Origin of the sequence: Pseudomonas sp. (assembly GCF_046581935.1) — a bacterium.
Taxonomy (GTDB): Bacteria; Pseudomonadota; Gammaproteobacteria; order Pseudomonadales; family Pseudomonadaceae; genus Aquipseudomonas.
The window spans coordinates 97,857-110,496 of record NZ_JAYGFK010000004.1 but is presented as its reverse complement, the minus strand read 5'-3'; the positions used below and the strand labels follow the sequence as shown (position 1 = coordinate 110,496).

Here is a 12,640-nt window from a genome sequence, read left to right as displayed (position 1 = left end):
GAGCAGATTGCAGCAAACAAAAAACCCGCCGAGGCGGGTTTTTTGCATTCACGGGCTGAGTATCAGGCCAGTTCGTCGAAGCACTCGGCGAGGATCGCGAGACCTTTCTCCAGCTGTGCATCGGGAATGGTCACTGGCATCAGGAAGCGAATGACGTTGTAGTAAGTGCCGCACGACAGCAGGATCAAGCCCTTCTCGCGCGCACGTGCGACGATCATGCTGACCAGTGCGGCTGCCGGGGTGCGCTTCTCGTCGCCCTCGAACAGTTCAATGGCAATCATCGAGCCCAAACCACGCACGTCGCCAATCACCTTGTGCTTGGCTTGGATCGCGCGCAGACCAGTTTTAACTTTCTCACCCAGCGCTTGTGAACGCTCCAGCAGGTTTTCTTCGTCGAATACCTTCAGCACGGCCAAAGCCGCTGCGCAGGCAATCGGGCTGCCCGCATAGGTGCCGCCGAGGCCGCCAGGGGCGATCACGTCCATGATCTCGGCTTTACCGCACACGCCCGAGATCGGGAAGCCACCGCCTACCGATTTGGCGAAGGTGGTCAGGTCTGGAATCACGCCCAGTTGCTCAGTGGCAAAGAAGGTGCCGGTACGGCCAGCGCCGGTTTGTACTTCGTCAGCGATCAACAGAATGCCGTGCTCATCGCACAGGGCGCGCAGGCGCTGCATAAATGCTGGGGAGTTGGTGTAGAACCCGCCCTCGCCCTGCACCGGCTCGATGATGATTGCCGCGATGTCTTGCGGTTGTGCGTCGTTCTTGAACACACGTTCGATGCTGGCGATGGACTCGTCTTCGCTAACCCCGTGTAGCTCGCACGGCGATTGGGCGCGGTACACACCAGCAGGCATCAGGCCCATGCCGGCAGAGTACGGCGCGACTTTACCGGTCAGGCTCAGGGTCATCATGGTGCGGCCGTGGTAGGCACCGGTGAAGGCGATTACGCCGGCGCGGCCAGTGGCGGCACGGGCGATCTTCACGGCGTTTTCTACCGCTTCCGAGCCGGAGGTCACCAGCAGGGTTTTCTTGGCGAAGTCGCCCGGTACGCGCTTGGCGATTTCTTCACACAGCTCGACATAGGGCTCATAAGCCAGCACCTGGAAGCAGGTGTGCGACAGCTTGGTCAGCTGTTCCTGCACGGCTGCCACCACTTTGGGGTGCAGGTGGCCGGTGTTGAGTACGGCGATACCACCGGCGAAGTCGATATATTCGCGGCCTTCGACGTCCCATACGCTGGCGTTTTCCGCGCGCTCAGCGAAGATCGGGTGGATTTGGCCGACACCGCGTGGAACGGCGGCCATACGGCGTTGCATCAAAGATTCGTTGGTCTTGCTCATGGTGTCCTCATTCGCCGTTTAGTCGCGGCGTGGTTCAAGGATGTGTTACCGCAATGGCTTGGCAGTATTCGATGATCGACTGCCGCAGCACACCCGGCCACAGGGTCTGTCCATATAAATGCAGAAGGTGCAGCGCTCTCGTGCACCTCTGCGGAGTTACTTCGCCGGGGTTTAGATGCCCAGGCAGAGGTATTTGATTTCCAGGTAATCCTCAATGCCGTACTTCGAGCCTTCGCGGCCGAGGCCCGAGGCTTTAATGCCGCCGAACGGCGCGACTTCATTGGAGATTAATCCGGTGTTGACGCCGACCATGCCGTATTCCAGTGCTTCTGCTACGCGGAACACGCGGCCCAGGTCGCTTGCATAGAAATACGAGGCCAAGCCGAACTCGGTGTCGTTGGACATGGCGATCACGTCAGCCTCGTCCTTGAAGCGGAACAGCGGTGCCAGCGGACCGAAGGTTTCTTCCTTGGCTACGGCTGCGTTGTTCGGCACGTTGGTGAGGATGGTCGGTTCGAAGAAGTTGCCTTCCATCGACTTGCCGCCAGCCAGCAGCGTTGCGCCTTTGCTCAGGGCATCGGCGATGTGTTCCTTGACCTTGGCCACGGCTTTTTCATCGATCAGCGGGCCAGTGGTGGTGCCGTCTTCCAGACCGTTGCCGATCTTCAACTTGGCCACCGCGACTTTCAGCTTCTCGGCGAACGCGTCATAGACCGAATCCTGAATGTACAGGCGGTTGGCGCACACGCAGGTCTGGCCGTTGTTGCGGTACTTGGAGATGATCGCGCCTTCGACGGCCTTATCCAGGTCCGCGTCGTCGAACACGATGAACGGCGCGTTGCCGCCCAGCTCCAGGGACACTTTCTTGATGTCCTTGGCGCATTCGGCCATCAGCTGGCGACCGATTTCGGTGGAGCCAGTGAACGACAGCTTGCGCACGATCGGGTTGCTGGTCAGCTCGCCACCGATGTCGCCAGCGCTGCCAGTTACTACGCTCAAAACGCCTTTCGGAATGCCGGCGCGCTCAGCCAGAGCAACCAGGGCCAGGGCGGAGAATGGGGTTTGCGAAGCCGGCTTGATCACCATGGTGCAACCGGCGGCCAGGGCCGGGCCGGCTTTACGGGTAATCATCGCAGCCGGGAAGTTCCACGGGGTAATGGCTGCGGTCACGCCGATTGGCTGCTTGATCACGATCAGGCGCTTGTCAGGCTGGTGACCCGGAATCACGTCACCATAGATACGCTTGGCTTCTTCGGCAAACCACTCGATGAACGACGCGGCGTAAGCGATTTCGCCTTTGGCTTCGGCCAGCGGCTTGCCTTGCTCCAGGGTCATCAGGCGGCCGAGGTCGTCCTGATTTTCGATCAGCAGTTCAAACCAGCGGCGCAGTTTGTTCGAGCGTTCCTTGGCGGTCAGTGCACGCCAGGCCGGCAAGGCACGGTCAGCTGCTTCGATGGCGCGACGGGTTTCTGCTGCGCCCATCTTCGGCACTGTACCGATGATTTCGCCGGTGGCCGGGTTATTGACCTTGATGGTCTGGCCGCTGTCGGCATCGAGCCAGGTACCGTCGATATAAGCCTGCTGGCGGAACAGCTGGGTGTCTTTCAGTTGCATTGCAGTCTCCTAAATTCCGACACCCTGGCATCGGTACGGGTAGTTGAAAGCGCCACATGGCAGCGCATCCGGGCTTAATCGGTGGGGCTAGGCCGTGTTTGGCGAGCGGTAACATGCAGCTCAGGCCATTCCAGCAATAGCGTTTGAAATCTCAAACGAATCCTAGGGTCAAGAGGGGTAAAGGGCAAGAGTCTGTTCGGAAAAATTAACGGGTATTGTGTTTAATTCTTCTGAATTGGAAAGATAGAAGCTGAGTTGTAGCTTCTGTGCAGAATCGTGAACAAAAAGCAGCAGCATGGACGCCAGCTAGCGAGATGCGTATGATTGCGCCCGCGCTGCACCAGTAGCTCAGCTGGATAGAGTACTGCCCTCCGAAGGCAGGGGTCGTGGGTTCGAATCCCGCCTGGTGCGCCATATACTAGTTTCCACATGTTCCCACATGAACCGGAAACACCATGAAAAGCCCGCCTAGTGCGGGTTTTTTGTTTCTATATGCGCCCTCTTATTCCCATATAGCCTTTCCGTTCGTGTATGCCAGCTTGTATGCTGGCTTGAAATTCGAACCGGAGGCATACAGGAATGAAGCGCAGCGAGATCAAGCGCCGTCCACTGGCAGATACCGCCCTCGCTGGCCTGGAGCCAGAAAGCGCGGCCTACAGGGAGCATGACGGCCAGAGTCTGTACTTCCGGGTGAAGCCCAATGGCGGTAAGTTCTGGGAGCTGCGTTACAAGAAGCCGGACGGCAAGTGGTCATGGCTTGGCCTCGGCAGTTACCCCGAGGTGAGCGGTGCCGGCGCAAGGCAGAAGGCTGCCGAACTGCGGGCCGACGCTGCGGATGGTGTTAATCCTCTGACTGCCAAACATGCGCGCAAGGCTTCCGAGCTGGCGGCGGCCAACAGCACCTTTGAGGCCCTGGCGCGAGAGTGGATCGAAATACGCCGACCAGGCTGGGCACCCAGTACAGCCACGCGCACCATCGGCGCCTTAGAGCTGCATGTGCTGCCGGTATTCGGCAAGCGCTTGTATGCCAGCATCCTGCCGATTGAGTGGATGGAGTTTCTGCGGGGCATGGAGCAGTTGGATATCATCGAGCAGATGAGCCGGGTGCGCCGATCTTGCAAAGAGATCTACGACCTGGCCCGCGTCACTGGCCGTGCAGTGCATAACCCCCTGGAAGGGCTTAACCGCTTCCTGCAATCCAAGCCTGCCGAGAACTACGCTCACGTCACAGTCACGGAGCTGCCTGCACTGCTGCGTGCCATCGCTGCTTACCCTCACGCCCATGATGTGCGCCTTGGTCTGCGCTTGTTGATGCTTACCGGCGTGCGACCCAGTGAGCTACGCGAGGCACGCTGGGATGAGTTCGACCGCAAGGCCGGGCTGTGGCAGATACCTGCAGAACGGATGAAGAAGCGCCGCCCCCACACCGTGCCGCTCTCTCGCCAGGCGCTTGATGCTCTGGAGCAGCTGCACAAGATGACCGGGGTTTATCCTCTGCTGTTCCCTGGTCGTAACGATCGCTCCCAACCACGCAGCAATATGGCCTTTAATATGGCCCTGCGCCGCATGGGTTACGCCGGCCGGCAAACTGGCCACGGCTTCCGTCATATCGCGTCCACCATCCTGCGTGAAAATGGCTTTGCCAAGGATCACGTCGAGGCTCAGCTATCCCATTTCGAAGATGGTGTGTCCGGCGTCTACAACAAAGCCACTTACATCGAGCAGCGCCGCACCATGATGCAGTGGTATGCCGATCACCTAGACACGCTCGCACAGGGCAACGTGGTGGAGTTCAAGACGGCATGAATAAACCCAAGAGTGAGGTGCCTATGGAAAGGCCAGAATACGATCCGTGGGAGTGGTTACAAGGAGATGACCCAGCAAACAATCCGGGCGACCTGCTGAAGTCGTGCGCCTTTCAAGCTCATCGGGTTATTGAGGCTAACAAAGGCAGCCCCGAGATGCAGAAACAGGCTCTCGATCTGCTGAATATGGCTGTTGGCATGTTCACCTCATTCGACTGGAAGAGCCAAGACGGCACGATAAGTGAGGATGCTGTTAGGCGCTCACTGAAACGCTTGAGCTATTTAACGAGCCTTCTCTTCACTGCCGCATAGGCAGCTCAGAAATACTACAAGCTCACCGTAAACGGCGAAGACATCTTCACTGCCGCACAGGCAGCTAAAGAGGCAACAAAATGCCCGCACTCGGCGGGCATTTTCACTGGTGCGGGCGCTATTAGGCCGGCTGCGCGCGATAGCCCCAGCGCAGGCCAAGCTGGCTGAATGGCCAGAGCAATGCCAACTGCACCAGGCCGAACAGCGCCAGCATAACCAGCTCCCCCTTGATCGAACCGGATATTAACAACACCACCAGCAACAACGCAGAAAGTGCAGTGGTAACGAGCCAGAGCAGCAGCGTAATAACACTGGCCAGTAGCAGACGATCCCCCCTGAACCCCCGTACCTTTGTCGGTAGAGCCCGCCAGGCGGCAACGAAGGCCAGTAAAGCGACGAGCATGCTGTTGATCAGTATCAGCAAAATCTCCCAACCGCTGCTGCTAGGCAACGAGGTGAAATGGCCAACGAGCTGCACAACCAAGGTGCTCAAGTGAATATTCAGTGCCGCCGTTATCAGCGCAAAGCACAGCGCTATGGTCGTTGCGCTGAACACGCTAACACTGGCCTCACCTGACGCGGATGACCTGAGCAGGTGCAGGCACAGCCATAGCGGCAACACAATTTCCACGCCGAATTGCACCAAGCCAACTAACCGCATAAACAACGAGCCAAGAACCTGGCCATATTCAAATAAGCCAGAGGTCTCGTAGGCCCAGAACAGCACCTGACTGAAGACCAACCCCATCACCAGGTACATGACCAGGCTGAATACGCCGTAGCCGATCAGCAGATGCTGCTGGCGATACGCGCGCAGGGCATAACGCTCTAAGTAGGTATGGCTGAAACAGAACGTGAAGACAGCAACCGTAAGCAGATGAGCGCCCCACCAGCCCAGCGATTGAGACAGAACGCTAAGCCATATGGAAAGGTCCATCGGCTGCCAGAACCACTGCATGATCTGCTCATAGAGCAATGCAATCAGCGCGATCAGCAGTGCAGTACCCGTGAGGGCCAGGGGCAAAGTGGGTGATTCGTCGACAGGCGTGGGGGCGGCAGCCTGCGGCGCGAGAAAGGGGTTAGTGGTGCTCATGCGCAGTCCTTTTCAGTGATGGGCAGTCCATTGGCGCGCAAGAATAACCACGCATGGTCGCAATTACCGTGAATCGCCGCGCACGACTCTTCGCCCGTAGCGGGCAGACGCTAGCCGCCGCTTATTGGCCGTAGCCCTCGGCGAGGTGTTGGTTTTTAAGGCGCACGTAGTTGGCAGCGGTGTAGGTGAAGAAGTTGCGCTCTTTGTCCGTCAGCGCTCGCGCTTGCTTCACCGGGCTGCCGACGTACAGGTAACCGCTTTGCAGCACTTTGCCCGGCGGCACTAGGCTGCCAGCGCCAATGATCACGTCGTCTTCGACCACGGCACCGTCCATGACGATGCTGCCCATGCCAACCAAAATACGGCTACCCAGGGTGCAGCCGTGCAAGATCACTTTATGGCCGATGGTCACGTCGTCGCCGATGATCAGCGGGTAGCCTTCAGGGTTGAACGGCCCGGCGTGGGTGATATGCAGCACGCTGCCGTCCTGAATGCTGCTGCGCTGGCCGATACGGATCTGGTGCATGTCGCCACGGATCACCGTTAGCGGCCAAACCGAGCTGTCGGCACCCAGCTCTACATCGCCCAAGACCACGGCAGACGCGTCGACAAACACCCGCTCGCCAAGCTGTGGAGTGAATTGCTGGTAAGTACGAATCGCCACGATAGAAACCTCTTAAGCTGCGTCAGGCCTTGATTGTAATTAAGATGGCACCCATGTTCAGGGTATGCGCGCTGTTTTACCAATAGCCACTGCCCACTCAAGCCTACCCTGGGAGCCTTTTGCGCCCGCCGGGGTCACAGCTGCAAACCCATTCCGTTACAGGTGACCTGTCGTGACTGCCAACAATCCGCTGCTGCAAGCCTTTGATCTACCGTCCTACTCCGCCATTCGCCCAGAGCATGTCGAGCCCGCTGTGGACAGCATCCTGGCCGATAGCCGTGCAGCCATGGCCGAGCTGCTGGCGCAACAGTCTGGCACCCCGAGCTGGGATGGTTTGGTGTTGACGCTGGATGAGTTGGGCGCGCGCCTGGGCCAAGCCTGGAGCCCGGTCAGCCACTTGAATGCGGTGTGCAACAGCGCCGAACTGCGCACGGCCTACGAGGCCTGCCTGCCGAAACTGTCCGAGTATTGGACCGAGATCGGCCAGAACCAGCCGCTGTTCCAAGCCTATGAAAAACTCGCCAGCAGCCCGGCAGCCGCTGGTTTTGACGTGGCGCAGAAGACCATCCTGGAACACACCCTGCGCGATTTCCGTCTGTCCGGTATCGACCTGCCTGCCGAGCAACAAAAGCGCTACGGCGAAATTCAGATGAAGCTCTCCGAGCTGGGCAGCAAATTCTCCAACCAACTGCTCGATGCCACTCAGGCCTGGAGCAAGCACGTCACTGACGAAGCCGCGCTGGCAGGCCTGACCGACTCAGCCAAGGCGCAAATGCAGCAAGCCGCTGCCGCGAAAAAGCTCGACGGCTGGCTGATCACCCTGGAATTCCCCAGCTACTTCGCGGTAATGACCTACGCCGACGACCGCGCCCTGCGTGAAGAGGTGTACGCCGCTTACTGCACCCGCGCCTCCGATCAAGGGCCAAATGCCGGACAGAACGACAACGGCCCGGTGATGCTGGAAATCCTCGCGCTGCGTCAGGAACTGGCCAAGCTGCTGGGCTTTGCCAATTACGCAGAACTGAGCCTGGCCAGCAAAATGGCCGAGACCACCGAGCAAGTGCTGAGCTTCCTGCGCGACCTCGGCACACGCGGCAAGCCATTTGCCGAGCAAGACCTGAAAGAGCTGCAAGCCTTTGCCGCCGAACAAGGCTGCAACGACCTGCAAAGCTGGGATGTCGGCTACTACAGCGAGAAGCTGCGCGAGCAGCGCTACAGCATTTCCCAGGAGATCCTGCGCGCCTACTTCCCCATCGACAAAGTGCTCAGCGGCCTGTTTGCCATCGTCGAAAAACTCTACGGCATCCAGATCAAAGAACTCTCCGGCTTCGACGCCTGGCACCCGGACGTGCGCCTGTTTGAAATCACCGAGAACGGCGCGCATGTCGGGCGCTTCTTCTTCGACCTCTATGCCCGCGCCAACAAACGTGGCGGCGCGTGGATGGACGGTGCCCGTGACAAACGCCGCGACGCCGCAGGCAAACTGATCAGCCCAGTGGCCAACCTGGTGTGCAACTTCACCCCGGCAGTCGGCGGCAAGCCGGCGCTGCTGACCCACGATGAAGTCACCACCCTGTTCCACGAATTCGGCCACGGCCTGCATCACCTGCTGACCCGCGTTGAGCATGCCGGCGCATCGGGCATCAACGGCGTGGCCTGGGATGCTGTCGAACTGCCAAGCCAATTTATGGAGAACTGGTGCTGGGAGCCTGACGGCCTGGCGCTGATCTCCGGCCATTATGAAAGCGGCGAGCCACTGCCACAGGACCTGCTGGACAAGATGCTGGCGGCGAAGAACTTCCAATCCGGCTTGATGATGGTGCGGCAGATCGAGTTCAGCCTGTTCGACTTCGAGCTGCACGCCACCCACGGCGACGGCCGCAGCGTGCTCGACGTACTCGAAGGCATCCGTAGCGAGGTGTCGGTGCTGCGTCCGCCGGCCTACAACCGCTTCCCCAACAGCTTCGCGCACATCTTCGCCGGTGGTTATGCGGCGGGTTACTACAGCTACAAATGGGCGGAAGTGCTCAGTGCCGATGCCTTCTCCAAATTCGAGGAAGACGGCGTGTTCAACAGCGCCACCGGCCAAGCCTTCCGCGAGGCAATTCTGGCGCGCGGCGGCTCACAAGCGCCGATGGTGCTGTTTGTCGACTTCCGTGGCCGTGAGCCACGTATCGACGCCCTGCTGCGCCACCTTGGCCTGAGCCAGGAGGCGGCATGAGCGACGCACCGGTGAATATCAGCGCAAAACGCTTTATCGCCGGCGCGGTGTGCCCGGCGTGTAGCGAAATGGACAAGATCCAGATGTGGAATGTCGATGGCGTGCCGAACCGCGAGTGCGTGGCCTGCGGCTACGCCGACACCCTGGATGAACGCGGCAACTCGGTGCCCAAAGAGTTGCCCACGCGGGTCAATATCAGCGCACTAAAACCCAAAGCCGCCGATCCCAAGGTACAGGCGGTGCAGTTCTTCCCTAATCCGAAGTTGAAGAAGCCGAGCGAGTAAGCACGCAGCCAAGGAGGGCGTATGTGGCATCTAGTCTGTGGTGATGCAGCGGCCGAAGGCGTGCGCTTTGCCCTCGGAAGCGAGGTAGCGGAAGAATCCCTGCGGGTAATGCGTGACGACCTTGCCGTCGGCACGCTAGAAGACGTCGACACGCCACCTTGCAGCATTCGTAGCGCTTACTGGCAAGGCGTTTGGCCGCAGTCAGAGCAACCCGTGCCGGATTTCACCGCAGGCTTGAGTGAGGACGCGCGTTGGCTGGCCGGGCTGGCAACTGGCGAGCGGGCGGTTACCGTCTGGCATGGGGATAGCTGCTCCGAGCAATTGCTGCTGGCACGCCTCGCCCATGCGCTGGCGGGCTCGGCTGTCGAATTGTGGCAGGTAGCGTGCGGCAATCCGCAGTTACCGCCGCGCCGCGCGGTGTCGTTACGTCGTCCAGAAGAACTGCCGGCGCTGTATCAGCAGCGGCAACGGCTGGATGCCAACAGACGTGCCTTGCTGGCCGAGCAATGGCAGCATGCCAAACACCACAACGCCGCCATTCGCACCTGGTATGCCGGTAGCTTTCAGCACTGCGAATATGGGTTGGTAGATAAGCCATTGCTGCACGCCTGTACCGCCGCATGGCAACCGCTGGCACGGGTCATGGCCGGTGTTATGGCGCAAAGCGATGGGTTCTTTCCGACAGACTTTTTCCTGCACTGGCGCGCCCGTGAGTTAACCCAGACTGGTTTGCTGGAGCTGGCGTTGCCGATGGCCTGTGCTTACGCAGAGCAGCAAGTCCGCCGGCCTACTACTCACTAGCCGTGAGCCCTCGTGCCTGCATATAGCCTTCAAGCACCTGCTGGTAGCCACCGCTGAGCCTAAGCTTGGCCAGCCCCTGGTTGAATAGATCGATGATCTCGGCTGCGCGCGGGTTATTGCGCGGCACGATAAGGTGCAAAGAGCTGCTACTGATCATCTTATGGGAACGACTCACCTGCTGCTGCCGGCCATCCAACAGCTGCAACGCCGTTTCACCCAAGCGTCGATCAGCAACAAAGAAGTCATCACGGCCAATCACCACCAGCAGCGCGCACTCTTTGAGGCCTATTGGCGAGTGTCGGCTCATGACGTTCTGGTCCAGCAACGCTTGGATGACTGACGGCGGCTGCCAGCCCAGCGGTATACACGCCCGACGCCCCTGCATGGTCTGCGCAGTCGCCTGCTCGATAGGGTCATCCGCACGGCTGAAGATATGGTCTTCAAGCACCAGCAATGGCGCGGAGTAGAGGTAATCCTGCTCTCGCTCAAGCGTGCGCACATAGGGAAAAGTCGCGTCGTACTCACCGCGCAAGGTCTTCAGGTAGCCGCGATTCCACGGCTGCCACTCCAGCGAGCTATCGACACCGCCCCGCAGCAGCGCGGCATGCACAACCTGAGTGAGCAGGCCGCCAGCCGGCAACTCTCTGCCGGTAAAGGGCGCATAGCCATCTCCGGTGACCAGACGCAGGTTTTCGGCCTGAGCACAGCAGCACAAACTCAATAACAGGTAGACCACCAAGCGCTGCAACATCAGACCAATATCCAGAGGCTATGGTTGAAGCTTAGGCCACGACTTGTCTGCCATAACTTTATTCGAGGGTAAACCATTGCACCTCGACGCGGCGGTTCTGCTCGCTGTCCTGGCCCAAGGGCTCTTCCCAGCCACGGCCGACCAGCTCGATACGCGCCTCAGAGATACCTGGGTGGCGAGCCAACAGGGCTTCCTTGACGGCCAGGGTGCGTTCGCGCGATAGCTCCATAGCCTTCAAGGCCATGCGTTTAACCAGCGCCGGGCCGCCTTGGCGTTCAAAGTCGGCGACCATGGCATTATCCACGTGGCCACGCAGCAGAACGATGGAACCTGGGCTGACCTGGAGGAATTTCTTGATGGTGTCCAGGTAGTCCTGATTGTCCTTGGCCTGTTTGTCCAACTCAGCCGAGTTGGCTTCGAAGAAGAAGCGGATATCCTTGCTCAACAGCGCGTCGCCCTCCAGGGCCACCTTACCGCTGGTGCGGATCGGTGCGATGGCAATGCTCTGGCCCTTGAACAGGCCGCCTGCATCCAACGCTTTGAGGTACTGCAGATCAGCAAAGCGCGCCGGATCGGACGGATTGCGGATCAGCGAACCGTAGGCCAATACCGAGGACTGGAAGATGCCCTGGAAGGAGCCAGCCGAGTCGATGCTACCGTCGAAGAACGCCAGGTTCTCCGGCAGGTTGCTTAGGTGCACTTTGCTCAACTCGTCGAGGGTTTCCTCGCGGGTCCAGCCGAAAGCCTTGCCGACCAGTTCGGCATGCGCCTGCGGGTCGTCGCGCAGTTGCCGGTTACCTTCCAGCAAGCCATGCACCAGGCCCTTAACTATTTCCGGGTGGGCGCTGGCAAAGCCTTTGTTGACCACCAGGATATCGGCCACCACCAACAGGTTGCGGTTAGACACCAGCATCTTCGCTGCACCAGCAGACTCAGCGACCACCTCATCGGTACGCGGCGACCAGCCGACGCAGCCATTCAGCCGCTGCTTGCCGGTCAATTCAGCGGCGTAGGCATCGCACGCGATAAAGGCATCCTCGTAGAACACCAAGCCCAGCTCGTTAGGCGCAGGGCGGGAATCCAAGTCGCGCAGCACTTTAACCGGCACACCGGCTTCGGACGCCAGATAGCGGATAAAGAACTCGCTCTCATTGAACTGGGTAGCACCGAGCACCTTGCCCTTGAGCTGATTGACGCTGGCGATGCCACTGTCCACCACCACTTGGTCGGCCCCACGGGAGAAGCCGATTTGCGCCGGCACCGTGACCTCAAACTGGCGACCGAGTACCGCCAGCACGTCGGCGGTGGTCGCCACGGCGGCCAGTTGGCCGTTGTTCAGCGCCGACCATTCCTCGCTCTCGCCCTTGCTCAGGCGCACCTGAAAACCGTATTGCTTGGCGAAGAAGGATTCCGGATTGGGCTCCAGACCACCGTTGGCGACGATCAGCCCGCCATAGCCGGCGTACTCACTCATGTCGATGTCGATGATGTTGTTCTTCATCTCATAGGGCGCAGCCGACTGCAGGGTCGGCGTGCCCGCCACCGGTTCACTCGGGGTTGGCGTGTTGCTCACCCCAAGGCTGGCGGGCAGACCGCCGAGCAACGGGGCACTGCTCTTGTCGAGCATATCCTGGCTGACCAGCCAGCCGCCCAGACCGAGCAGGCCGAGCACCAGCACGATGGTCAGCAACTTACCGGCGGCGTTGCCGCGCTGGCGCTGCCGAGGTGTGGATAAATACATGACGTGTCTCC

The 12,640-nt window shown here is 59.9% G+C and carries 11 protein-coding genes and 1 tRNA gene; 6 read left to right on the top strand and 6 right to left on the bottom strand.

Going from position 1 to position 12,640, the window contains the following annotated elements; translation table 11 throughout:
* Nucleotides 1-62: 62 nt before the first annotated feature.
* Nucleotides 63-1,343: a 4-aminobutyrate--2-oxoglutarate transaminase gene (gabT, locus tag VCA57_RS04445; protein ID WP_411183756.1), complete on the bottom strand. Its 1,281-nt coding sequence runs from the start codon at nt 1,341-1,343 to the stop codon at nt 63-65.
* A 171-nt stretch (nt 1,344-1,514) separates the two neighbouring features.
* Nucleotides 1,515-2,957, bottom strand: a complete 1,443-nt coding sequence (gene gabD, locus VCA57_RS04440; protein WP_411183755.1) for an NADP-dependent succinate-semialdehyde dehydrogenase — start codon at nt 2,955-2,957, stop codon at nt 1,515-1,517.
* A 337-nt stretch (nt 2,958-3,294) separates the two neighbouring features.
* Here gabD and VCA57_RS04435 point away from each other — a divergent pair.
* The 3 genes from VCA57_RS04435 (at nt 3,295) to VCA57_RS04425 (ending at nt 5,074) form a co-directional block, all read left to right on the top strand.
* Nucleotides 3,295-3,371: transfer RNA gene (locus VCA57_RS04435), tRNA-Arg, on the top strand.
* 165 nt (nt 3,372-3,536) lie between these two features.
* Nucleotides 3,537-4,763 carry a tyrosine-type recombinase/integrase gene (locus tag VCA57_RS04430; protein WP_411183754.1) on the top strand — a complete coding sequence of 409 codons (1,227 nt, stop codon included), beginning with the start codon at nt 3,537-3,539 and terminating at the stop codon, nt 4,761-4,763.
* Nucleotides 4,760-5,074, top strand: a complete 315-nt coding sequence (locus VCA57_RS04425) for a hypothetical protein (RefSeq protein WP_411183753.1) — start codon at nt 4,760-4,762, stop codon at nt 5,072-5,074. The genes VCA57_RS04430 and VCA57_RS04425 overlap by 4 nt, the downstream gene beginning before the upstream one ends.
* Before the next feature lie 121 nt (nt 5,075-5,195).
* On the opposite strand, the gene VCA57_RS04420 is transcribed toward VCA57_RS04425, so the two are convergent.
* Both VCA57_RS04420 and VCA57_RS04415 read right to left on the bottom strand, forming a co-directional pair.
* The gene (locus VCA57_RS04420) at nt 5,196-6,167 is read right to left on the bottom strand and encodes a hypothetical protein (RefSeq protein ID WP_411183752.1); all 972 of its coding nucleotides are present in this window, start codon (nt 6,165-6,167) and stop codon (nt 5,196-5,198) included.
* Between the two features lie 121 nt (nt 6,168-6,288).
* Nucleotides 6,289-6,831 carry a gamma carbonic anhydrase family protein gene (locus VCA57_RS04415; protein WP_411183751.1) on the bottom strand — a complete coding sequence of 181 codons (543 nt, stop codon included), beginning with the start codon at nt 6,829-6,831 and terminating at the stop codon, nt 6,289-6,291.
* Between the two features lie 172 nt (nt 6,832-7,003).
* Between VCA57_RS04415 and prlC the strand changes: the two genes are divergently transcribed.
* From prlC to VCA57_RS04400, 3 genes are read left to right on the top strand one after another with little or no spacing between them, the layout of a single operon-like run.
* Nucleotides 7,004-9,052: an oligopeptidase A gene (gene prlC, locus VCA57_RS04410; RefSeq protein ID WP_411183750.1), complete on the top strand. Its 2,049-nt coding sequence runs from the start codon at nt 7,004-7,006 to the stop codon at nt 9,050-9,052.
* Nucleotides 9,049-9,336 (top strand): YheV family putative zinc ribbon protein, encoded by a 288-nt coding sequence (locus VCA57_RS04405; protein ID WP_411183749.1) that lies wholly within the window; start codon nt 9,049-9,051, stop codon nt 9,334-9,336. Before prlC ends, VCA57_RS04405 begins: the two co-directional genes overlap by 4 nt.
* Nucleotides 9,337-9,357: 21 nt before the next feature.
* Nucleotides 9,358-10,137, top strand: a complete 780-nt coding sequence (locus VCA57_RS04400) for a DUF3658 domain-containing protein (protein WP_411183748.1) — start codon at nt 9,358-9,360, stop codon at nt 10,135-10,137.
* On the opposite strand, the gene VCA57_RS04395 is transcribed toward VCA57_RS04400, so the two are convergent.
* Together VCA57_RS04395 and VCA57_RS04390 are read right to left on the bottom strand one after the other, a co-directional pair.
* On the bottom strand, nt 10,127-10,888 hold the full coding sequence (locus tag VCA57_RS04395; RefSeq protein ID WP_411183747.1) for a substrate-binding periplasmic protein: 762 nt from the start codon (nt 10,886-10,888) through the stop codon (nt 10,127-10,129). The two genes, VCA57_RS04400 and VCA57_RS04395, sit on opposite strands and share 11 nt — an antisense overlap.
* A gap of 58 nt (nt 10,889-10,946) precedes the next feature.
* Complete coding sequence (locus tag VCA57_RS04390) at nt 10,947-12,629, bottom strand: phosphate ABC transporter substrate-binding/OmpA family protein (protein ID WP_411183746.1); 1,683 nt, start codon at nt 12,627-12,629, stop codon at nt 10,947-10,949.
* Nucleotides 12,630-12,640: the final 11 nt, after the last annotated feature.

Bases quoted from the DNA above. Each gene is read 5' to 3' on its own strand.
- VCA57_RS04430 (WP_411183754.1), top strand. From the start codon at position 3,537: ATGAAGCGCAGCGAGATCAAGCGCCGTCCACTGGCAGATACCGCCCTC.
- VCA57_RS04420 (WP_411183752.1), bottom strand. From the start codon at position 6,167: ATGAGCACCACTAACCCCTTTCTCGCGCCGCAGGCTGCCGCCCCCACG.
- VCA57_RS04395 (WP_411183747.1), bottom strand. From the start codon at position 10,888: ATGTTGCAGCGCTTGGTGGTCTACCTGTTATTGAGTTTGTGCTGCTGT.
- VCA57_RS04425 (WP_411183753.1), top strand. From the start codon at position 4,760: ATGAATAAACCCAAGAGTGAGGTGCCTATGGAAAGGCCAGAATACGAT.
- gabT (WP_411183756.1), bottom strand. From the start codon at position 1,343: ATGAGCAAGACCAACGAATCTTTGATGCAACGCCGTATGGCCGCCGTT.
- VCA57_RS04400 (WP_411183748.1), top strand. From the start codon at position 9,358: ATGTGGCATCTAGTCTGTGGTGATGCAGCGGCCGAAGGCGTGCGCTTT.
- VCA57_RS04390 (WP_411183746.1), bottom strand. From the start codon at position 12,629: ATGTATTTATCCACACCTCGGCAGCGCCAGCGCGGCAACGCCGCCGGT.
- VCA57_RS04405 (WP_411183749.1), top strand. From the start codon at position 9,049: ATGAGCGACGCACCGGTGAATATCAGCGCAAAACGCTTTATCGCCGGC.
- gabD (WP_411183755.1), bottom strand. From the start codon at position 2,957: ATGCAACTGAAAGACACCCAGCTGTTCCGCCAGCAGGCTTATATCGAC.